General features: G+C 65.8%; 19 protein-coding genes. 15 read left to right on the top strand and 4 right to left on the bottom strand.

Annotation, left to right across the window (positions count from 1 at the left end; genetic code table 11):
- Positions 1 to 90: 90 nt before the first annotated feature.
- Complete coding sequence (locus tag AC1DCF_RS16815) at positions 91 to 627, bottom strand: hypothetical protein (RefSeq protein WP_477212003.1); 537 nt, start codon at positions 625 to 627, stop codon at positions 91 to 93.
- A gap of 37 nt (positions 628 to 664) precedes the next feature.
- Between AC1DCF_RS16815 and AC1DCF_RS16810 the strand changes: the two genes are divergently transcribed.
- The 5 genes from AC1DCF_RS16810 to AC1DCF_RS16790 all read left to right on the top strand — a co-directional run bounded on the left by AC1DCF_RS16810 (position 665) and on the right by AC1DCF_RS16790 (position 5998).
- The gene (locus AC1DCF_RS16810; protein WP_477212002.1) at positions 665 to 1687 is read left to right on the top strand and encodes a glycerophosphodiester phosphodiesterase family protein; all 1023 of its coding nucleotides are present in this window, start codon (positions 665 to 667) and stop codon (positions 1685 to 1687) included.
- A 78-nt stretch (positions 1688 to 1765) separates the two neighbouring features.
- Complete coding sequence (locus AC1DCF_RS16805; RefSeq protein WP_477212001.1) at positions 1766 to 4318, top strand: ATP-dependent helicase; 2553 nt, start codon at positions 1766 to 1768, stop codon at positions 4316 to 4318.
- A complete protein-coding gene (locus tag AC1DCF_RS16800; protein WP_477212000.1) occupies positions 4318 to 5409 on the top strand; it encodes an FUSC family protein in 1092 nt (363 codons plus the stop codon). Before AC1DCF_RS16805 ends, AC1DCF_RS16800 begins: the two co-directional genes overlap by 1 nt.
- A 145-nt stretch (positions 5410 to 5554) precedes the next feature.
- Positions 5555 to 5743 (top strand): hypothetical protein, encoded by a 189-nt coding sequence (locus tag AC1DCF_RS16795; protein WP_441790920.1) that lies wholly within the window; start codon positions 5555 to 5557, stop codon positions 5741 to 5743.
- A gap of 102 nt (positions 5744 to 5845) precedes the next feature.
- Entirely contained in the window at positions 5846 to 5998 is a 153-nt protein-coding gene (locus AC1DCF_RS16790) for a hypothetical protein (protein ID WP_441790919.1), read from the top strand.
- A gap of 94 nt (positions 5999 to 6092) precedes the next feature.
- Here AC1DCF_RS16790 and AC1DCF_RS16785 read toward each other — a convergent pair whose 3' ends face one another.
- On the bottom strand, positions 6093 to 6497 hold the full coding sequence (locus AC1DCF_RS16785) for a DUF3054 domain-containing protein (protein WP_477211999.1): 405 nt from the start codon (positions 6495 to 6497) through the stop codon (positions 6093 to 6095).
- Between the two features lie 24 nt (positions 6498 to 6521).
- Entirely contained in the window at positions 6522 to 7001 is a 480-nt protein-coding gene (locus AC1DCF_RS16780) for a MarR family winged helix-turn-helix transcriptional regulator (RefSeq protein ID WP_441790917.1), read from the bottom strand.
- Positions 7002 to 7125: 124 nt separating this feature from the next.
- Here AC1DCF_RS16780 and AC1DCF_RS16775 point away from each other — a divergent pair, with 124 nt between their 5' ends.
- From AC1DCF_RS16775 to AC1DCF_RS16735, 9 genes are all read left to right on the top strand, one after another.
- On the top strand, positions 7126 to 7770 hold the full coding sequence (locus AC1DCF_RS16775) for an NADPH-dependent F420 reductase (protein WP_477211998.1): 645 nt from the start codon (positions 7126 to 7128) through the stop codon (positions 7768 to 7770).
- A 217-nt stretch (positions 7771 to 7987) separates the two neighbouring features.
- The gene (sucC, locus tag AC1DCF_RS16770) at positions 7988 to 9157 is read left to right on the top strand and encodes an ADP-forming succinate--CoA ligase subunit beta (protein ID WP_477211997.1); all 1170 of its coding nucleotides are present in this window, start codon (positions 7988 to 7990) and stop codon (positions 9155 to 9157) included.
- A 13-nt stretch (positions 9158 to 9170) separates the two neighbouring features.
- Positions 9171 to 10058, top strand: coding sequence for a succinate--CoA ligase subunit alpha (gene sucD, locus AC1DCF_RS16765; RefSeq protein ID WP_441790914.1), 888 nt, complete (start codon positions 9171 to 9173; stop codon positions 10056 to 10058).
- A 546-nt stretch (positions 10059 to 10604) separates the two neighbouring features.
- The gene (locus tag AC1DCF_RS16760; protein ID WP_477211996.1) at positions 10605 to 11945 is read left to right on the top strand and encodes a cell division protein PerM; all 1341 of its coding nucleotides are present in this window, start codon (positions 10605 to 10607) and stop codon (positions 11943 to 11945) included.
- Between the two features lie 161 nt (positions 11946 to 12106).
- Positions 12107 to 12700, top strand: a complete 594-nt coding sequence (purN, locus tag AC1DCF_RS16755; RefSeq protein ID WP_477211995.1) for a phosphoribosylglycinamide formyltransferase — start codon at positions 12107 to 12109, stop codon at positions 12698 to 12700.
- Positions 12697 to 14382, top strand: a complete 1686-nt coding sequence (gene purH / locus AC1DCF_RS16750; RefSeq protein ID WP_477211994.1) for a bifunctional phosphoribosylaminoimidazolecarboxamide formyltransferase/IMP cyclohydrolase — start codon at positions 12697 to 12699, stop codon at positions 14380 to 14382. The genes purN and purH overlap by 4 nt, the downstream gene beginning before the upstream one ends.
- 136 nt (positions 14383 to 14518) lie before the next feature.
- A complete protein-coding gene (locus tag AC1DCF_RS16745; RefSeq protein WP_477211993.1) occupies positions 14519 to 15526 on the top strand; it encodes an isopenicillin N synthase family dioxygenase in 1008 nt (335 codons plus the stop codon).
- A gap of 644 nt (positions 15527 to 16170) precedes the next feature.
- Complete coding sequence (locus AC1DCF_RS16740) at positions 16171 to 17943, top strand: ABC transporter ATP-binding protein (RefSeq protein WP_477212051.1); 1773 nt, start codon at positions 16171 to 16173, stop codon at positions 17941 to 17943.
- Positions 17940 to 19745 carry an ABC transporter ATP-binding protein gene (locus AC1DCF_RS16735; RefSeq protein WP_477211992.1) on the top strand — a complete coding sequence of 602 codons (1806 nt, stop codon included), beginning with the start codon at positions 17940 to 17942 and terminating at the stop codon, positions 19743 to 19745. The genes AC1DCF_RS16740 and AC1DCF_RS16735 overlap by 4 nt, the downstream gene beginning before the upstream one ends.
- Here AC1DCF_RS16735 and AC1DCF_RS16730 read toward each other — a convergent pair.
- Positions 19742 to 20797, bottom strand: a complete 1056-nt coding sequence (locus AC1DCF_RS16730) for a LacI family DNA-binding transcriptional regulator (protein ID WP_477211991.1) — start codon at positions 20795 to 20797, stop codon at positions 19742 to 19744. The two genes, AC1DCF_RS16735 and AC1DCF_RS16730, sit on opposite strands and share 4 nt — an antisense overlap.
- A gap of 202 nt (positions 20798 to 20999) precedes the next feature.
- Between AC1DCF_RS16730 and AC1DCF_RS16725 the strand changes: the two genes are divergently transcribed.
- A complete protein-coding gene (locus tag AC1DCF_RS16725; RefSeq protein WP_477211990.1) occupies positions 21000 to 22313 on the top strand; it encodes an ABC transporter substrate-binding protein in 1314 nt (437 codons plus the stop codon).
- The last annotated feature ends 64 nt before the right edge of the window (positions 22314 to 22377 follow it).

The raw sequence follows: 22377 nt of genomic DNA, 5'->3' as shown, positions 1-22377 counted from the left end.
GTCCGGGCTCACATTCAACTGGGGACGGGGACGCGCCGAATTCGACGCTGCTTCCAATCTATCTGAGAGAACGTTCAGGTTCGCTGAATGTCAGCCGAATGACCGTGCCGATCTGGACTGGCTGGCGGTGCGCCGAGCCGCGCGCTGCTCGTCGCGCCACCGGGCGAGCTGCCGGGCGAACCACGCACCCGCCACACTCACTCCGGCGCAGAACAACAGCGCGAACGCGGTTTGCGTGTACTCGTGCAAAGTGAACTTGGCCACGATGCTGGCGGCGATCGGCGCCAACACAGCCAGGTAACTCACAGCGGGGCGATGCCGCACGAGCAGCCACGCGGCGAGGAGCGCGGCGAACGCCCCGACGAAATCAGGGCCGGCGACCGGAATGAGGCCCGCAATCATGCACGGGAGCACGACGAGAAGCCGGCGCCACAGCGCCGCAGGCAGACACAGCCAGCCGATCATTTGCACCACGGGGCCGATCAACAGGAACCACAGACTGTACGTGCTGGTGAGGTTTGTGGCGGCAACACCGACAACGATCGCGGCCAAACCGACGAGATAGCGCGGTTGGTAGCTGCCCCAGCGCAGGCGCAGGCTGCGGGTCGGCTCGCTCCAAAAATTCACAACATTGATTCTGGCAGGTCGCGACTAACCTTGTCGCATGACCAGGTCAGCATCACCGCATCCGATTGTCATCGGACACCGCGGCGCCTGCGGCTATCGTCCCGAACACACTCGCGCGGCCTACGAGCTGGCCTTCGCCCTCGGGGCCGATGCGATTGAACCCGACATCGTCTCCACCCGCGACGGGATTCTCGTGGTGCGCCACGAGAATGAGATCTCCGGCACGACGGATGTCGCGAGCCGGCCCGAGTTCGCCGACCGCCGCACCACGAAGCTCATCGATGGAGTCGCCCTGACGGGGTGGTTCACCGAAGACTTCACGTGGGCAGAGCTCGAAACGCTGCGCGCCCGCGAGCGAATCCCGGCGCTTCGCAAATCAAGTGCCAGCTTCGACGGGGCATTTCCGATCATGCGGCTGCGCGATGTTTTCGACCTGATCGACGACGCCTCGGTCGGCACGCCTCGGCGACTCGGCATGGTCGCTGAAATCAAGCACGCCACCTATTTCGAGTCGATCGGTTTGCCGCTCGACGAGTTGTTCGCGGCCGAGGTGAACGAGGCCGGCTGGAACGAGGGCGACGGGCGCCTCGTGATCGAGAGCTTTGAAATGCATGTGCTGGATCAGGTCTATTCGCGCGGGATCTACGGAAAACGGGTCTACCTGATCGAGGCGTCGGGCAAACCGTTCGACGAGGTGGCCCGGCAGGGGAGCGCGGCAGTGCCCTACGCCGCCTCGCTCACCGCAGCCGGCCTCTATGCCCTCGCCGGCCACGTCGACGGGGTGAGCGTGCCCAAGAAACTGATTCTCCACAAGGATGCCGCCGGCGAGGTCTCCGGCGCATCCGACCTGGTCGACAGCGCCCACGCGGCAGGACTCGAGATCTACTGTTGGACGCTGCGTCCGGAGAACAAGTTTCTCGCCCGTTCCTTTCGCACGGGAACGGTGAGTGCCGACTTCGGGGCGTGGCAGGCCGAGTTCGCGTTGATCATGGGCACCGGGATCGACGGGGTCTTCGCCGACCACCCCGATCTCGCCGTCGCCGTGCGCAACGCGCTCTGAGCATCCGCGGACACGCTCGGTTCTGACGGATGCCCTGCCCGGCAAGGTGTCAGGGGCAACATCTACAATTGGACCGACATGACGACACTCTCCAACCCCGATTCCACGCCCGCGAATCAGGCCTCCGCGGTACCCATCATTCTTGACGGCTACGGGCCCGGCCAGGGCGCGGCGTTCGGGGCAGGGCCGGGTGCCGGTCACGGCAACGGCCAGGACGCCGGTCATGGTGCAGGGGAGTCGCGTCTGCTGAACGGGCTCAACCCACAACAGCGGATCGCCGTCGAATACCGCGGCCCCGCCCTGCTGATCATCGCCGGTGCCGGCTCCGGCAAGACCAGTGTGCTCACCCGTCGGGTCGCCAGCCTCATCGACAGCCGCGAAGCCTGGCCGAGCCAGATCCTCGCGATCACGTTCACCAACAAGGCCGCAGCCGAGATGCGTGAGCGCGTGCATGCATTGCTCGGGCAGGGCGCCGACGGCATGTGGATCTCAACCTTCCACTCGTCCTGCGTGCGCATCCTGCGCCGCGAGGCAGAGAAGGCCGGCCTCACCACCAACTTCAGCATCTACGACTCGTCAGACACCCGGGTCACGCTCAAGCGCATCATCAAGAGCCTCGACGCCGACACTCTCGGCTTCACCCCGGCCAATGTGTCATCGAAGATCTCGAAGCTCAAGAATGAGCTCGCCGACGTCGACTCGTACTCGCGCAACGCGAACATGAGTGACCCGCAAGAGGTCATGTTCGTGGAGATTTTCCGGCAGTACACCAAGCGATTGCGCGATGCGAGCGCGCTCGACTTCGACGACCTGATCGGCGAGACCGTCTACCTGTTCCGGGCATTCCCGAAGGTCGCCGCGCTCTACCGGCGCCGATTCCGCCACATCCTGGTCGACGAATACCAGGACACCAACCACGCCCAGTACTCCCTCATCCGCGAGCTGACCCGTCCGGTCACCGCCGAGATCGCCGAAGAGATGGAAGCGCAGGGGCTGCATGTGCGCAACGTGCAGGATGCGACGGGCGCCATCCCGGGCGCCTCACTCACGGTCGTGGGCGACTCCGACCAGTCGATCTACGCGTTCCGCGGCGCGGACATCCGCAACATCAGCGAGTTCGAACGTGACTTTCCGGGCGCCCAGGTGGTGCTGCTCGAGCAGAACTATCGGTCGACGCAGAACATTCTCTCGGCGGCCAACGCGGTGATCGGGCACAACTTCGACCGCAAAGACAAGAAACTGTGGAGCGCTGACGGGCCGGGCGAGAAGATCGTCGGCTACACCGCCTACTCCGGTCATGACGAGGCGCAGTTCGTCGCCGACGAGATCGAGGCGCTGCACAGTAGCGGCATGGCCTACCGGGACATGGCCGTGTTCTACCGCACCAATGCGCAGACCCGTGCGCTCGAAGAGATTCTGGTGCGGGCTGCGGTTCCGTACCGCGTGGTCGGCGGCACCAAGTTCTACGAGCGTGCCGAGATCAAAGACGCTCTGGCCTACTTGATCGCCGTCGCGAACCCGGCCGACGAGCTGGCCTTGCGCCGCATCCTGAACACCCCGAAGCGCGGTATCGGGCCGACGACCGAGACGGCGCTTCTCAGCTTCGCCGAGGCCAACGGCATCAGCTACCGGCAGGCGATGCGGGATGCCGCCGCGCTCGGCCTTGGCCCCAAGGTCACCGGGTCGATCCTGCAACTGGCCCGTCTGCTCGATGAGGCTGCCCTGAAGCTCGACCCGGAGAACCCGGCCGGTGTCGCCAACGTGGCCGAGATTCTGAGCTTCGTGCTTGAGGAGAGCGGGCTGCTCGCGGTGCTTCGCAACAGCCGCGACCCGCAAGATGAGGCGCGGGCCGAGAACATCGAAGAATTCGTTGCCCAGACCAAGGACTTCAATCGGGAGAACCCCGACGGCGGACTTGTCGACTTTTTGACCCAGGTGTCTTTGGTCGCCGCGGCCGATGACCTCGACGACGAGTCGGGCACCGTGTCGCTGATGACCCTGCACACCGCAAAGGGCCTCGAGTATGACGCCGTGTTCCTGACCGGTGTCGAAGAGGGGCTGCTGCCACACCAGATGTCGGCCGGCGAACCCGGGGGCCCGGCCGAAGAGCGTCGCCTGTTCTACGTCGGAATCACCCGCGCGAAGAAGCGGCTGTACCTGTCGTTGGCCATGAGCCGCGCACAGTTCGGCGAGGTGAACGTGGCCATGCCGAGCCGGTACCTGCAGGAGATTCCCGTCGAGCTGATCGACTGGAAGCAGTCTCCGGGCATGGCTAACTCCCGCGGCGGCACCCAGCCGCGCGCCCTGAATGCCCGGCGCGACGGCTTCTCTGGCGGGTCGGGTGGCTACGGCGGCTCGGGATTCCGTGGAAGCAGCAGCGAGCGGGTTCCGGCCGGTTTGCCGCCGGCGCCGAAGCCGAAAACCGAATGGGCGAATCGGATCACGGCGCAGGTGCGCGACAACGGCGACCTCACTCTCGAAGCCGGCGATCGCATCCGTCACGTCGACTTCGGCGATGGCCGAGTGAACCAGGTGACCGGCGAGGGGACCAAGCGCATTGCTCACGTGCAGTTCGACACCTCTGGCGCGAAGAAACTGCTGATCAAGGTTGCGCCGATCGAAAAGATCTGATGGGCGCCGGGGCAGGCTCAGAAGCGGCGAACAGGCCGGAAGGCCTGTTCGACCGGATCAAGAATCTGCGTCGGCTCGACGTCGAGGTGGCAACCCGGGCAGCCCTGGCGACGGTGATTCCGCTGATCGTTTTGATCGCACTGGGCCGTATCGACTGGGCGCCCTACGCCACGTTCGGGGCGATGACCGCCCTGTACGGGCGGAGCGAGCCGTACCGGATCCGGCTGCGCACGGTGAGTGTCGCGGCGCTCGGTCTCCTGGTGAGCATGGCCCTCGGCGTGGCGATGGCCGCCTCCGGGGCAGCGCTGCCGCTGCTCGCAGCCGGGTTGGTTCTGGTCATCGTCGCCGGGCTGCTGCTGGCGGCGGCGGTCGGCCTGTTTCCGCCGACGCCGATCTTCTTCGTTTTCGCGTACACGGTCTGCTCGCAGGTGCCGACTCCGGTCGATGAAGTGGGCCCCCGGCTTCTCGTCGGAGTGATCGCCGCCGCGTTTGCCTGGACGCTCACCATGTCGGGCTGGCTCATCCGTCGCGCCGCTGCCGATGCGCCGACCGGGCTCTTCAAAACTTTGCCCCGTCAGCCCCGGGTGCGCGGTGCGGCATTTCACGACTCGACGGTCTGGCTCGCCATCGTTCAGAATGTGGTCGGTGTGCTCGTGGCCGGCGGATTGGCGATCGCTGTCGGGATCGGCCATCCGTACTGGGCGGTCGTCAGCGTCGTCGCAGTGATACCACCGCCGGGTGCCGCGCATTCCACCTCACGCGCCATCCATCGAATCATCGGAACCGCCGGCGGAGTTCTCGTGACGGGCCTCATCCTGCTTCCGGGGCCGCCGGTCTGGGTGCTGGTGCTGGTCATCGCCCTCGGTCAGTTCGGTGCCGAGATCCTGATCGCCAAACACTACGGAGCCGCCCTCTTGTTCGTGACTCCGCTCGCGCTCACCGTTGCCCACCTGGCGACTCCGGTTGCGGTCCCGACACTGCTTGTCGATCGCCTGGTGGAGACTGCGCTCGGCGGCATCATCGCCATGGCGATTGTGCTGATCACTCGTGCCGTCGTGAACCGGCGCAACGCTCCCTCGCCCGTGGCCTGAGCGTCGTCCGCTCAGGCGCCGGCAATTGTGTATTCCGGACTGACGGGCGGGGCACGTCGCCGTGCCCGCATGCTTGTCTGCGTCAGGCCGGGAGCGTAGCGTTGATGTTCCCGGGGAACCGCCCTCACGAGGTGAAAGGCCGACCATGCCAAGCGATCCAGACAGCTTGTGGCCACGACTGCCGGATGCCGCGGAGCCGGTGGTCGACGACGAACGCCCGATCGATGATGTCGATGAGCCGCTCGATGAAGAAGAACCGGTCGCCGGAGAGGTCGAACCCGGCATCGATGCCGACGAGCGAATCGTCGTCGAAGAGGACGATTTCGAGCGCTGAGCACGGCCGCATTCAGTGCTCGTTCAGCCCGCCGAATTTACCCTCAAATTCGCCTGCCGCTAGAGCTAGCCGACCGGTTCGCACCGGGGTACCGTCTCGGTCATGAGCGACATGCGGGGCTGGAATGATGACGAACGGCGCGCTCGCGCACTCGCCGCCAGCAAGATCACGACCGAGGCAATTACGGTGATTACGAGCGAAGGGAGCACCGAGACGGAGACCGATGATTCTCTCCTCCCGCGCAGTGCCACCTGAGGCTCAGCCCCAGAGCGAATCCGCGTCGAATCCGCGTTGAAACCGCGTTGAATCCGCGTCGAATTCACACTCCGCCGTAATAATCACTCCGCTGTTACGAGTTGACGCTTCGCTGTGACGAACGCGCAGAGCGCAGCCGGCGAACCAGCAGCCAGACTGCTCGCCAGCCGAGGAGGAAGACGCCGAGTACGAGCGTCGTCACGATCGCGAAGCTCAGTTGAACACCTTGGCCAACGAGGGCGCGGAGCGCGAGTCCGCCGACGACCGTGCAGAGCCACACCACGAGCCCGGTCCAGACGATGGCACCGGGGCGTCGCCAGGCGCGCACGATCAGCCAGCCGATCGCGAGACCGCCGAGAAATGGCCACCAGGTGGTGAGCACACCGGCAAGGCCTTCGTTGTGGCTGGCGCGACCGATCAGCACGAAGAGGAGTACGAACGCGGCGTCGAGGGCGGCGGCCGAGACGACGGATGCTGACGAGAAACGCTGTGTTGCCATGCACCAAGCCTATGGGGCAGCCGGCTACCCCAAGCCGAGAAGGTGATGCTCCGGGTCAAGTGTGGTCAACAGCTGTCCACAGATCTCGCTGAGCTGCGCCACCTGCCGTGCCGACAGGGGGTCGAAGACCACTTCGCGCACTTCAGTGACATGTCCGGGGGCGCTGGCCACGATCTTCTCCCAACCGGCGTCGGTGAGTGCGGCGATCGAGGCCCGGCCGTCAACCGGGGAGGGGAAGCGGGTGAGATATCCGGCCGTTTCGAGCCGGCCGATCACATGCGACAGGCGTGACAGCGACGAGTTGGTGCGTGAGGCCAACTCGGTGAGAAGCAGCTGCTTGTCCGGGCTCTCCGAGATCATCGCCAGCACGTAGTACTCAAAGTGGCTGAGGCCGGCGTCTCGCTTGAGCTCGGACTCGAGTCGGCTGGGCAGCAGCATCGTGACGGCGACCAAGCGCAGCCAGGCCAGACGTTCATCTTCCGAGAGCCAGCGTGGTTCAGTCATGCGTCGATTCTAACATTTAACTTGACGCTTCAAGTTAAGTGTCTTACGATTTGGTTGTCGCTTCAAGTAAATCGTGGGGGAGTGACGGCATCGTTCCAGTAACTGAACTTCAGAAAGAGAAACCATGACTGACATCACCATCATCGGAACCGGCAACATGGCTCGCGGCATCGGTGCGCGTGCCGTCGCTGCCGGTCGCACCCTCGAGATCCTCGGTCGGGACTCGGCTGCGGCGCAGGCGCTCGCCGCGGAGCTCGGTGCTTCCGTCGCATTCGGCAGCAGCGCGGATGCGACTCCTGCCGGGGCGCTTGTCGTGCTGGCTCTGCCGTTCGACGCGGCACAAGCGGTTGTGGCCGCGTATGGTGAGGCGCTCTCCGGCAAGGTGCTGATCGATATCACGAACCCCGTCGACTTCACGACGTTTGACTCCCTCGTCGTCGCCCCCGGAACATCCGCTGCCGAGGAGATCGCCGCGCTCGCCGCGCCGGGTGCCGTCGTGGTCAAGGCGTTCAACACTGCATTTGCCGGCACGCTGGTCGCCGGCTCGGTTGCCGACGCGCCGCTCGACATCTTCATCGCGGGAGACGACGCCGAGGCCAAAGCTGCGGTCGCATCGTTCGTCGCCGATGCCGGCCTGCGCCCCATCGACGTGGGGCCGTTGCGTCGCTCACGGGAATTGGAAGGGTTCCAGTTCGTCATCATGACCCTGCAGGCCAACCCCGAGTTCGACACGTTCAACTGGAACACCGGCCTCAAGGTGCTTGTCTAGTCGCCCGGAGTCTCCCTCGACATGCCCGTCACCGCGAATGCGGAGGCGGGCGTTTCATTTCACGTTCTGGCGCCGACGCACGCGGAATCAGGCGGCTTGAGCGAGGTAGAGTTGAGAGCGGCCAGTATGTCTTGACGTCGAGCTAATTTCGCGCCAACAACTGTGCCTGTGACCCCCTCACCATGCACGAACGCTAGTTGCGGATTGGAAGAGCAGCGTGGATCTTTACGAATACCAGGCCAGAGACCTGTTTGAAGAGTATGGAGTCCCGGTCCTTCCGGGAATCATCGCGGACACTCCGGAGGAGGTGCGCGCAGCCGCCGAGAAGCTCGGTGGTGTTGTGGTCGTCAAGGCCCAGGTCAAGGTCGGTGGCCGCGGTAAGGCCGGTGGCGTCAAGGTCGCCAAGACTCCGGATGACGCAGAGGCCGCTGGCCGCGCCATCCTCGGACTCGACATCAAGGGTCACACCGTGAACCGCGTCATGGTCGCCGGTGGCGCCCGCATCGCGCAGGAGTTCTACTTCTCGGTGCTGCTCGACCGCTCGAACCGCTCCTACCTCTCGCTCGCCAGCTACGAAGGTGGCGTCGAGATCGAGGTGCTCGCCGTTGAGAAGCCGGAAGCGCTCGCCTACACGTCGATCGACCCGAACGTCGGAATCGACCTCGACATCGCCCGCCAGATCGCGGTCGATGCGAAGTTCCCGGCCGAGCTGGTCGAGAAGGTTGCACCGGTTTTCGTGCAGCTCTACAACGTTTTCAAGGGTGAGGACGCGACGCTCGTCGAGGTCAACCCTCTCGTTCTCACCGAAGAGGGCGACATCATCGCCCTCGACGGCAAGGTCACCCTGGATGAGAACGCCGGTTTCCGTCACCCTCGTCACGCTGCTCTCGAAGACGCTGCAGCAGCAGACCCGCTCGAGGCGAAGGCCAAGGAGAACGACCTCAACTACGTCAAGCTCGACGGTGAGGTCGGTGTCATCGGCAACGGTGCAGGTCTGGTCATGTCGACGCTGGACGTCGTCGCGTACGCCGGTGAAAACCACGGCGGCGTGAAGCCGGCCAACTTCCTCGACATCGGTGGCGGAGCATCCGCTGAGGTCATGGCCGCCGGTCTCGACGTCATCCTCGGCGACCCGCAGGTCAAGAGCGTGTTCGTCAACGTCTTCGGTGGCATCACCGCCTGCGACGCCGTCGCCAAGGGCATCGTCGGCGCGCTCGCCGAGCTCGGTTCCGCGGCGAACAAGCCGCTCGTTGTGCGCCTCGACGGCAACAACGTCGAAGAGGGCCGTCGCATCCTCGCCGAGGCGAACCACCCGCTTGTCACTCTGGCCGCCACCATGGACGAGGGCGCCGACAAGGCCGCCGAACTCGCCCACGCCGCGAAGTAAGGGAATTTCGAGAATGTCAATCTTCCTCAACAAGGACTCCAAGGTCATCGTGCAGGGCATCACCGGCGGTGAGGGCACCAAGCACACCGCCCTCATGCTGAAGGCCGGCACGCAGGTCGTCGGTGGCGTCAACGCCCGCAAGGCCGGCACCAGTGTCGTGCACGGCGACGTGGAACTGCCCGTTTACGGAACCGTCGCTGAGGCGATGGAGAAGTCCGGCGCGGATGTCTCCATCGCGTTCGTTCCGCCGGCTTTCACCAAAGACGCAGTGATCGAGGCTATCGACGCCGAGATCCCGCTGCTCGTCATCATCACTGAGGGCGTTCCGGTGCAGGACTCGGCTGAGTTCTGGGCCTACAACAAGGCCAAGGGCAACAAGACCCGCATCATCGGCCCGAACTGCCCCGGCATCATTACCCCCGGTGAGTCGCTCGTCGGCATCACCCCGGCGACCATCACCGGCAAGGGCCCGATCGGCCTCGTCTCGAAGTCGGGCACCCTGACCTACCAGATGATGTACGAACTGCGCGACCTCGGATTCTCGACCGCGATCGGTATCGGTGGCGACCCCATCATCGGCACCACGCACATCGACGCCCTCGAAGCCTTCGAGAACGACCCGGAGACCCTCGCGATCGTCATGATCGGTGAAATCGGCGGCGACGCTGAAGAGAAGGCCGCCGACTACATCAAGGCTCACGTCACCAAGCCGGTCGTCGGCTACGTGGCCGGCTTCACGGCACCCGAAGGAAAGACCATGGGCCACGCCGGCGCCATCGTCTCCGACGGAGCCGGAACCGCACAGGGCAAGAAGGAGGCCCTCGAGGCCGCCGGAGTCAAGGTCGGCAAGACGCCGAGCGAGACCGCGACCCTGCTGCGCGAGGTTCTCGCCGCACTGTAAGTCACGCAGTCACACGCGTTTTCAGCGTGACAGAAGGGCCCGCCGTTTTCGGCGGGCCCTTTTGCGTTCGTGCCGGACTGCGTTCGTGCCGGACTGCGTTCGTGACAGACCGGCTGGTCGATCATGTTCAGCCCTGGCCGACCGCATCGCTCCAGGGCGGATGGTGACGCTCACAGCTGGTGATTGTCGACATCCGTTGCGATGGAACTGCCGCGTGAGATTCTCATGACAGAACCAGCGGAGCGGGCAATACTGGGGGCTATGCAAGAACTCTTCCAAATCGGGCTCACCATCTGGGTGATCGTCGGCGTGATTCTGGGCGGCACCGCGCTCATTGCACTCGCTCGGGCTCCGTACCGCAAGAAGTAGCCGGCGCAGCTGCCGGGTCTGGTGTCTCCCATTCGACGGAGATTCTTCGGTTTCTGACCCACGGCCGACAGGCTGATGCGGCGCCGCGCCCGCCGGCGTGAAAATCTCCGTCGAATGGGCGCACGGCGCGGCGGGGGAGCGGGCCGGGGCGTGCACGGCAGGTAGGCTCAAAAGCCGATGAATCGCACAACTACCGCCCTGCTCGCCGCACTCGAGGCCCTCATCGTCGTCGCTATCGGCGTCGGGATCGCGCTCGTTCCGCTGACCGTGCTCTGGGCAACCCATTTCGAGCTGGCGGTCGACTGGAGCGTGTTCTGGGACGCGGCTGCCTCCGTGTGGCTGCTCGGCAACGGCGTCGATCTCACCGTGCAGCTTCCGGCCGCCATGGTCGGCGCTCTGGCTCTTCCCGGCGCCGAGGCTCCGTTCGTGTTGAGCATCGCGCTGCTGGGGTTCGCCGTGCTGGCCGTCGCCCTCGGCGTGCGCACCGGCATCCGCGCCAGCGAAACCCCGCACCCGATAATCGGCGTTCTCGCGGCGATCGCCAGCTACGGCGTCTTCACGGCCCTGATCGCCGTCTCGTCGGGCAACGGCGTGGTGACCGCGTCGCTGCCCCAGGCAATCGTGTTCCCGACCCTGATGTACGCCGCCGGCGTGGTGGTCGGCGTGCTCGGAGTGTTCGGGCGCGGGGTGCACACGACGGATGCGACATCGCGATCGGCGAAGGAAGCCGCGACGCCGCCTCGGCTGGGTCGCCTCACCGGCCTGGCCCGTGCCATCCGTGAACGTTTTCTCGATCTGCCGGGCACGGCCCGCCTCGCGATCGCTGAGTCTCTGCGCGGAGGCGCGGCGGCCTTCGTCGCGGTCGTCGGGGTGGCGGCACTCGCTGTGGCGGTGCTCATCCTGGCGAACTTCGCGACGATCATCGGTCTCTACGAAACGGTGCAGGCCGGCGTTGTCGGCGGAATCACCCTGACCGTGGCGCAGCTCGCGTTGTTGCCGAACCTGGTCATCTGGGCGGCGGCCTGGCTGATCGGTCCGGGATTCGCGGTCGGCGTCGGTACGGGTGTCTCCCCGGTCGGCACCTCGCTCGGCGCTGTTCCGGGATTGCCGATCTTCGGCGCCCTGCCGCAGAGCGCGCCGGCCGGTGGTTTTCTGTGGCTGGTAGTTCCGGTGCTGATCGGTTTCTTCACCGCATTGCTGATCCGGCGCCGCTCCGACAAGGCCGGTCGGCCCGTACCCACCCTGACCGGGCAGCTTTCGGCCGGCGGCGGCATCGGCGTTGTCGCCGGAGTGCTGTTCGGCCTGGCCTCGTGGGCGGCAGCGGGCGCGATGGGGCCGGGGCGTCTCGTCGAGGTCGGACCGAATCCGCTGCTGGTCGGCGTTGTCGCCGCAGTCGAAATCGGGATCGCCGCCTGCCTCGGGATGCTTGCCGGAAGTCGCGGCGCGGCATCCGTGTCGAGCGCGGCATCCGTTTCGAGTGGCGCCTCAACCTCAAGCGTCTCTGCCAACCCCCAGTAACTCGCCGAGCTTGAGACTTCCGGTCGAGTTGCCCTGTTCTGCCGGGCAAGCTCGACCGCAACACTCAAACTCGGCGCAGGGGCGGAGCGGGACGGAGATGCTGTCAGTGCGAGCCGGATGCCCACGGCAGGAGCACGAGCGGGTAACGGTAAGCTCAGAGGGTGCTGTCACTGGTCGTGCTTATCTCTGGCGGAGGGTCGAACCTGCGCGCACTGCTCGAAGCGTCGGAAGACGCTGAATTCCCCGCGCGGGTCGTCGCCATTGGCGCCGACCGCGACGCCGACGGCCTAGCCCTCGGCGAGGAATTCGGTATTCCCACCTTCACGGTGCCCTTCAGCTCGCATGCGAGCCGTGACGCCTGGGGCGATGAACTCCTCGCCCAGATCCAGCAGTGGCAGCCCGACCTCGTCGTGCTCAGCGGGCTCATGCGCCTGCTGCCCGCGCGCGTGGTCGAAGCGCTCTCGCCACACCTGATCAACACGCACCCGGCGTACCTTCCCGAGTTTCCCGGCGCTCACGGCGTGCGTGACGCCCTCGCCGCCGGCGTCAGCCAGACCGGTGCCAGCCTGATTGTTGTCGACAACGGTGTCGATGCCGGACCGATCATCGCGCAGGAACGGGTGCCGGTATTGCCGGGCGACACCGAGGCATCCCTGCACGAACGCATCAAACCTGTCGAACGCCGTCTGCTTGTGCAGGCAGTTCTCGATATCGCCAATGGACACGTCGATCTCAAGGAGCTTTCCCACGCATGAGCGGTCACACTAACGCGCAGAGCCTTTACCGCGACCGGGACCAGGTGCCCGTCACACGCGCCCTCATCTCCGTCAGCGACAAGACCGGCCTGATCGAACTGGCCGACGTGCTCGCCGCCGCCGGCGTCGAAATCGTCTCCACCGGATCGACCGCCGCCACGATCCGCGCGGCCGGCCACGCGGTGACGGATGTCTCAGCGGTCACCGGATTCCCCGAATCCCTCGACGGACGCGTGAAGACGTTGCACCCGTCGGTGCACGCCGGCATCTTGGCCGACCTGCGCCTCGAAGACCACGAGAACCAGCTGCAGGACCTCGGCATCGCCGCGTTCCAGCTCGTCGTCGTCAACCTCTACCCGTTCGTCGAGACCGTTGAGTCGGGTGCCGCCCCGGCCGACGTGATCGAGCAGATCGACATCGGCGGGCCGGCCCTCGTGCGCGCCTCCGCCAAGAACCACGCCAACGTCGCGATTGTCGTCGACCCCGAGAACTACGACGAGGTCATCGCCGCCGTGCAGGCCGGCGGCACCACCCTGCGCCTCCGCCAGAAGCTGGCCTCGCTTGCCTTCGAGCACACCGCCGGCTACGACCTCAGCGTGTCTGCCTGGTTCACCGAGAACGTGTACGACCAGTGGGCCGATGACGACGAGACGCTCGCTGGCGAGATCCTCGAGCAGTTCGACACTCTGCTCGAAAGCGCCGCCACCGCGTTCGACACCGAAGCGGCCTTCCCCGACACGCTCGTGATCGAAACCGAGCGCGGCAGCGTGCTCCGGTACGGCGAGAACTCGCACCAGGCCGCAGCCCTCTACCTCGGCGAAGGCGGAGCGGGCATCGCCCAGGCCACCGTGCTGCACGGCAAAGAGATGTCATACAACAACTACGTCGACGCGGATGCGGCCGTGCGCGCCGCTTTCGACTTCGACGAGCCGGCCGTGGCCATCATCAAGCACGCCAACCCCTGTGGCATCGCCGTCGCGAGCTCGAAGGCGACCGACGCGATCGCATCCGCTCACCGCCGCGCCCACGACTGCGACCCGGTGTCGGCATTCGGCGGTGTGATCGCGGCCAACCGCATCGTCACCCTCGGCATGGCCGAGACGGTCAGCCAGATCTTCACCGAGGTTCTCGTCGCGCCCGGCTTCGAACCGGCCGCGTTCGAACTGCTGAGCGCGAAGAAGAACATCCGACTGCTCGAGTTGCCGGAGGGCTACCGTCGCTCGTCGATGGAGCTGCGCCAGATCTCCGGCGGCCTGCTGGTGCAGGAAGCCGACGCCTTCGACGCCTTCGACTCGTCGGCCTGGACGCTGGCGGCCGGTGAGGAAGCCGACGCGGCGACCCGCGCCGACCTCGAATTCGCCTGGAAGGCCTGCCGTTCGGTGAAGTCGAACGCCATCCTGTTGGCGCGTGGCGGGGCATCCGTCGGTGTGGGAATGGGCCAGGTGAACCGGGTCGATTCCTGCCAGCTCGCCGTCACCCGCGCCGGTGACCGTGCGGCCGGGTCGGTAGCGGCCTCCGACGCCTTCTTCCCCTTCGCCGACGGCCTGCAGGTGCTTCTCGACGCGGGCATCACCGCGGTCGTGCAGCCCGGCGGATCAGTGCGCGACGATGAGGTCATCGCCGCGGCAACCGCAGCCGGCGTCACAATGTACTTCACCGGAGAACGTCACTTCTTCCACTAGCAATCACCAGTCATAACGGCGGGCCGGCGCACTCTCAGACGAGGGCGCCGGCCCGTTCTGCGTGGGTCGGCTGCGGCTCTGGCCAGCACGGCGTAACATGCAGCGCGCTTGAGGCAAGCCCTGTCACGATAGGGAGATGCTCACCTCTCTTCCCGTTCTCGACCTGTCCCGCCTCGATGCCGGACCGGCCGAAGCCGACGCGTTTCGCGCGGACCTTCGACGCGTCACCCACGACGTGGGGTTCTTCTACCTCGTGGGCCACGGCATCGACCAGGGGCTGACCGACGACCTCCTGGCCGTCTCGCGACGCTTCTTCGAGCTTCCGGCGGAGCAGAAACTCGCCATCGAGAACGTGAAGAGCCCCCAGTTCCGCGGCTATACGCGCGTGGGCGGGGAGCTCACCCACGGCGACATCGACTGGCGAGAGCAGATTGATATCGGCGTCGAGCGCGACGTCGTCGAACCGGGCGCCGGGGTGGCCGAATACTGGCGGCTCGAAGGGCCGAACCTCTGGCCGGAGGCTCTGCCCGAGCTGCGCGAGGTGGCGCTGCGCTGGAACGACGAGCTGAACGCGCTCGCGCTGCGCCTGCTGCGGGCGTGGGCGCTCTCGCTCGGGGCTGCAGAGGATGTCTTCGACGACGCGTTCGCGACGCATCCGTTCTCGTTGACCAAGATCGTGCGCTATCCGGGGGAGTCGAACCCGGAACCGAAGCAGGGCGTCGGAGCTCACCGCGACGGCGGAGTGCTGACTCTGCTACTCGTCGAACCGGGCAAGGGCGGCCTGCAGGTGGAACATGACGGCGACTGGATCGACGCGCCGTCGGTGCCCGGTGCGTTCGTGGTCAACATCGGGGAGATGCTCGAGCTGGCCACTCACGGCTACCTCAAGGCGACCCTGCACCGGGTGATCTCGCCGCGGATCGGCGACGACCGAATCTCGATCCCGTTCTTCTTCAACCCGGCACTCGACGCCACCATGCCCCGCCTCGACCTGCCGCCGGAACTCGAAGCTGAGACGCGCGGGTTGTCGGTCGACCCGACGAACAGCCCGATTCTTGAAACCTACGGTGACAATGCGCTGCGCTACCGCCTGCGCGCGCACCCGAACGTGGTCGAGGCGCATCACAGCGACCTGCTGCCCTAACCCGCGCATCTCGGTGGTCGAGCCTGTCGAGCGAGGTACTGAGCTCGTCGAAGTGACCACGTTTCGCCGATTTCGAGACGCGGCCATGAAATCTCGACAGGCTCGATCACCGGTTGCCAGAAATAAATGCTTGCGCCTGAAGCTTTCCTTGCCATATTCTGAAAGGCTGCCTGAACGGGGCGGCCCAAGACGATGATGCGCCCAGGAGGCAGACATGACAAAGACAGCCCGGTTTACGCTCGCAACGGTTGCGAACAGCGGCGCTGAATTTGGCGCCTCCCTCCGAGTGACTGCTCGCTATCCGTCGGAACCGATCGCCGCGTAGCGAGAACCGGCGGAGCAACTCCGCCGTTGCATTCCCGCCCACGCCCACACTCTGCCTGTCCGCCCGGGGGCCCGACGCATGGCAGATCTCCACGCATGACCGGCTCGGCTTCTGAGCCGCGGCATCCCGGAAATCGATGAGATCCGGGTGGCAACGGCAGCATGCCGAACCACACCCGCACCTCAGACGTCGGTGGCCGCGCCACCCCATTTTCATCACCACATCAGGAATCAACGTGACCACACTCACCTCGCCCGAACATCCGCCTCAACCCGTCGAGCCCATCGCACCGGCCCGGCTCAACACCTTCCGCACGCTGATGCGGCTCTACCCCTATGCCCGATCCGCGATGCCGCGGTGGTACCTCGGGATGGTGGCGGCACTGCTCGCGGGACTCGTCGCGCTGGCGATCCCGCAGGTTCTCGCCTGGCTCGTCGACGGACCGCTCTCCGACGGGGACACCAGCCAAATCTGGCCGGCCGTCGGAATCGTGCTCGGCCTCGGCATCCTCGAGGCGATTTTGATCGGGCTGCGGCGCTGGTTCGTGCTGAACCCCGGCACGCACGTTGAGGCGGCCATGCGCAACAGCCTCTACACCCGGCTGCAGGACCTGCCCGTGACTTTCCACGACCGGTGGCCGAGCGGCCAGCTGCTCTCCCGTGCGGTGAGCGACCTCAACCTGATTCGCCGCTGGCTCTCGTTCGGCACGGTGCTGTTGGTGGTCAACACCATCACCATCATCATCGGATTCGGAATTCTGATCTCCATCAACTGGGTGCTCGGACTCATCTTCCTGGTCTGCTCCATCCCGATCTGGATCTACGGTTACGTCTTCGAAGACAAGTACTCGGTGATCGCCCGCCGCAGCCAGGATCAAGCCGGCGACCTCGCGACCGCCGTCGAGGAGTCGGTGCACGGCATCCGGGTGCTGAAGGCCTTCGGTCGCGGCAGTTTCGCGCTGAAGAACTTCTCGTCGCAGGCGGAAAGCCTGCGCGGCACCGAAATCGAGAAGGCACGCGCGATCGCCGGAATCTGGCTGTGGCTGCTGCTCGTTCCCGACGTTGCGTTCGCGCTCTGCCTGGTGGTCGGCGTCTGGCTGGCCAGCCTCGGCCAGTTGAGTCTCGGCGAGCTGGTCGCCTTCTTCGCCACGGCGACGGTGCTGCGTTTTCCGGTGGAGTCGATCGGATTCCTCTTGTCGATGACCTTCGACACCCGCACGGCCACCGACCGGTTCTTCGACATTCTCGACGCGCCGAACACGATCACCGACCCGGAGAACCCGGTGACGATCAGTGAGCCGCGCGGCCGCCTCGCCTTCGAGAACGTGCACTTCCGCTACCACGATTCACCGGCGGACGTGCCCGATCTGCTGAACGGGGTCGACCTGGTGCTCGAGCCGGGGGAGACCATGGCCCTGGTGGGGCTGACCGGTTCGGGCAAGTCGACTCTCACCGCATTGACGACGCGTCTTTACGACGTGACGGATGGCGCGGTGACCCTCGACGGCGTCGACGTGCGCCAGCTCAGTCGCGAAGAGCTGCGCCGACACCTGGCGATGGCGTTCGAGGATGCGACGCTGTTCTCGGCATCCGTGCGCGACAACGTGCTGCTCGGTCGTGAGGAGTTCGCCGGGCGAAGCGCCGAAGCCGACGCCGTGCTGGAGGAAGCGTTGCGCATCGCGCAGGCCGGGTTCGTGCATGACCTGCCCGACGGCGTCGACACCAAGGTCGGCGAAGAGGGGATGAGCCTCTCCGGCGGCCAACGCCAACGCCTCGCCTTGGCGCGGGCGGTGGCCGCGGCACCGGCCGTGCTCGTTCTCGACGACCCCCTGTCGGCGCTCGACGTCGACACCGAAGCTCTGGTCGAAGCCGCGCTGCGTGACGTGCTGGCCTCGACGACTGCTCTGGTCGTCGCGCACCGGCCATCGACGGTCACGCTCGCCGACCGGGTTGCGCTGCTGCAAGACGGCAGAATCACCGCGGTGGGGCGGCACTCCGAACTGCTCGTCACCAATGAGCACTACAAGTTCGTCATCTCCAGTCTGGAAGACGAAGAACGCAGAGAGAACGCCCGAGAGGAGGGAACGCGATGAGTGTCACCGGAGTAGAAGGCGAAGAACGCAACGACTTCACCAAGGCGGAGAGCGCCCAGATTCGAGAGCGCTCCTTGCGGCTGCTCGGCTCGCTGCTGCACCCCGAGCGCTGGCGGGTCACCCTCGCGCTCGTCGTCGTGGTCGTGTCGACCGCGGCCCAGGTGGCCGGCCCGGCGCTGATCGCATATGGCCTCAACACCGGACTACCTGCGTTGATGAACAACGACTGGATGCCGCTGGCCGCTGCCGGTGTCGTCTACCTGTTCACCGGCGTGATCGGCGCCGTGCTGATCGCCTGGTACACGGTCATGTCGGCCCGCATCAGCCAGGCCGTGTTGATTGACCTGCGCAAGCGCGTCTTCTTGCACACCCAGAAACTGAGTCTGGAGTTTCACGAGTCGTACACCTCGGGCCGGATCATCTCTCGGCAGACGAGCGACCTCGACGCCATCAGGGAACTGCTGGATTCGGGAATCAATCAGCTGTTGCAGGGCGTGTTGTACATGGTCTTCATCGCGATCTCGCTGTTCTTCCTCGACCCGACCAGTGGGCTGGTGCTGTTCGGTGCACTCATTCCGCTGGCGGTGCTGACCCGCTGGTTCCAGGTGCGTTCACAGACCCAGTTCCGGCAGAGCCGGGTGGCCTCGGCGCGCCTGATCGTGCACTTCGTCGAGACCATGACGGGGATCAGGGCGGTCAAGGCGTTCCGCAAGGAGAAGCGCAACGAGCAGGAGTTCGGCGATCTCGTCGAGGACTACCGGGCGGTGAACAGCCGAGTGATTCAGTTGTTCGGAATCTTCGACCCGGGACTCGTGCTGATCGGCAACGTGACGGTCGCCGCTGTGCTGCTGGTCGGCGGTTTCCGGGTGGCCGACGGTCAATTGGCCATCGGCACCCTGCTGGCCGCACTGCTCTATGCGCGTCGGTTCTTCGACCCGATGGAGGAGATGGCGATGTTCTACAACTCCTACCAGTCGGCCGCCGCCGCCCTCGAGAAGATTTCGGGCGTGCTCGAGGAGCGCCCCGGCGTGCCGGACCCCCTGCGCCCGGTCGACCTGTGGGAGGCGAAGGGCGAGGTGCGTTTTCGCAATGTGCAGTTCGCCTACAAGACCGATCGGGTCATCCTGCCGCACTTCGATCTCGACGTGCCGGCCGGGCAGACCATCGCCTTGGTCGGCTCGACGGGTGCCGGAAAATCAACCTTGGCCAAGCTGATCTCGCGGTTCTACGACCCGACCGACGGCCGGGTTGAGCTCGATGGCGTCGACCTGCGCGATCTGCATCCGAAGGATCTGCGCCGCGCCATCGTCATGGTGACGCAGGAGGCCTACCTGTTCAGCGGGTCGGTCGCCGACAACATCGCCATCGGCAAACCGGATGCGACATTCGACGAGATCGCCGCCGCCGCCCACGCCGTCGGTGCTCACGATTTCATCGTCGGGCTGCCGAACGGCTACGACACCGACGTGAACAAGCGCGGCGGTCGGGTGTCGGCCGGTCAGCGCCAGCTGATCTCGTTCGCGCGGGCGTTCCTGGCCAACCCGGCCGTGCTCATCCTGGATGAGGCGACGTCGTCGCTCGACATTCCAAGCGAACGTCTGGTGCAGGAGGGTCTGCAGACGCTGCTCGCCGATCGCACCGCGGTCATCATCGCGCACCGTCTGTCGACCGTGGCGATTGCCGACCGCGTGCTCGTGATGGAACACGGGGTCATCGTCGAAGACGGGTCACCCGAGTCGCTGATCGCCGGCACCGGCCGGTTCGCTCAACTGCACGCGGCTTGGCGGGACTCGCTGGTTTAGAACCTGTCCGCCGCCGACGGGCGCGGCTCCACCCGCACGGGGGGAGCCGTGCTCGCACGCACCACGAGTTGCGGCGTGATCGACTCCGGCTGCGGCGGGGCGGCCGGATCGTCGATGTGCCGCAGCAGATGCGCGACGGCGCGGCGACCGATCTCCTCAAAGGGCTGCGCGACGGTGGTGAGCGCCGGACTGCAATAGGCGGCCAGTGCGATGTCATCGACGCCGACGACCGAAATGTCTTCCGGCACCCGGCGACCGAGCTCGTGCAGGGCGCGAATCAGCCCGAAGGCCATTTCATCGCTCGCTACGAACACGGCCGTGACCTCGGGCATCCGGCCGACCAAGAGTCCGGCCTGGTAGCCGGACTCCGGTGACCAGTCGCCGTGTAGCTCGGGCGGAACCGTTCGTCCGGCGCGCTGAAGCGCCTCGCGCCAGCCGGTTGCCCGGCTCTCGGCGTCAAGCCATTCCGTCGGTCCGGCGACATGCCAGACGGTGTCATGGCCGAGTTCGAGAAGATGCTCAGTTGCGAGTGTCGCGGCCATTACCTGGTCGATCGCCACGACCTCGGTCGACGCGGTGCGCGAGCCGTCGATCGTGACGGTCGGGATGCGGCGCGTGAGCTGCTCGACGGCGTCGTTGCCGCTGATCACCGGCACGGCGAGCACGATTCCCTCGACGGCCTGCTCGGACAATCGGTTCATCGCCTCGGCGATCGCCGAGGCATCGAGCGAGGTCGTCATCGCCGTGCTCACCACATAGCCGGCGGAGCGCGCAGCCGCTTCGATCCCATAGGCGAGCACCGCACTGGAATAATTGTTCGTCGGCAGGCTGACCACGCCGAGGGTGCGGCTGCGGCCAGAGGACAGTGCACGCGCGGCACCGTTTCGGCGGTAGCCGAGTTGCTCGACGGCTGCGAGTACACGCGTGCGCGTCTTCTCGTTCACATTCGGGTGAGCACTCAGCACGCGGGAGACGGTTTGGGCCGAGACGCCGGCGAGGGCGGCAACATCCGTCATCCCGGGGGCACGTGGTGGCTGGGCGGTGTGTGTCATCGCGCGCTCCTTTCGACTAATTGATAACGATATTACAACGCGGATGGTGCTATCGCCCATATTTTTCCAGGCAAGTTGGCACGGATTGAATCTGCGATTGTTATCGATAACAATTTGTGCAATAGTCATCACACGGATTCGAAGGTTCTGGCCAGAGGTCCGAATCGAATCATCCCCCCGATCTGCATTCAAAGGAGAAACAGTGAAGAAATCTGTCCTGAGGTCGTCAGGCATCGCCGGCGCGGTCGTGCTCGGCCTGGCCCTCTCCGCCTGCGCGGGCGGCACAACCACAACCAGCAACGCGGGCTCCGGCACCGCCGACAAGCCTGCCGAAGTCACCTTCTGGGGGTGGGCACCCGGCTACGCGGATGCCGTCGCCTCGTTTAACAAGGCCAACCCCGGCATCAAGGTCACCTATGAAGAGGTGTCGCCCGGGTCAAAGGGCGGGTACGACAAGATGCTGAACGCCGTGACGGCCGGCAGCGCGCCCTGCCTGGCGCAGGTCGGCTACGAAACCCTCACCAGCTTCGCTGCGCAGGGCGCGTTGGAAGACGTCTCGACGTACGCCAACGCGAGCAAAGAGGAGTTCGCCCCCGCCGCCTGGAACGCGATGAGCGTCGGCGATGCGGTCTACGGAGCTCCGGTCGACACCGGTCCCATGGCCCTGTACTACAACAAGGAACTCTTCGACAGCCTCGGTATCGCGGCCCCGACCACCTGGGCCGAGTATGAAGCAGCCGGCATCGCGATCCACGCCGCCGACCCGACCCACTTTCTCTCGACCGGTTACACCGACTACGACTTCGCCGGGTTCGCCTCGCAGGCCGGCGCACCGTGGTTCGGCGTCGAGAAGGATTCCTGGAAGGTGTCGATCGATTCCCCGGCCAACCAGAAGCTCGCCGCGTACTGGCAGGGCCTGAGCGACGCCGGCGTGATCAGCCAGGCACCCATGTGGGACCAATCCTGGTACACCGGACTCGGTGACGGCAGCATTGCGACCCACGTTGGCGCTGTCTGGCTCGCCGGAATCTTCAAGAACGACATCGCGGCCGGTGCCGGCAAGTGGGCGGTCGCCCCGATGCCGCAGTGGGAAGCCGGTGACGACGTCGTCGGAAACGTCGGAGGCTCCGGCACCGCGATTCTGAAAGGCTGCGACAACCCCGAGGCGGCCTGGACGTTTGCTCACTTCATGAGCACCGACCCGGACACGTTCACCGGTCTGATCGACAGTGCGGCACTGTACCCGGCCGCCACCGATCTGCTGTCGCTCCCGGCGCTCGGCAAGCCGGACGACTACTTCGGCGGACAGCCGATCTTCGATGTCTTCGCTGAAGCGGCACCGAACGTTGCGTCGGGGTGGACCTGGGGACCGAACATGCCGGAGGTCGTCGGTTTCTTGAACGATGGTCTGGGCAAGGCCTGGGCCGGCCAGGGCACGATCGCCGACGCATTGGCGGCGACCCAGCAGAAGACCGTCGACGCGCTCACCGCGCAAGGACTGTCGGTCACGAAGTAGCGGCCACTGGCTCGGGGGTGGGTCGGCCAAGCGACCCGCCCCTCCTGTTTTTCGCTCCACCCTT

The sequence above is a fragment of the Leifsonia sp. 10L418 genome (assembly GCF_056395445.1).
The sequence above is the reverse complement of the archived record's forward strand: the minus strand, read 5'-3'. Positions and strand labels throughout refer to the sequence as shown.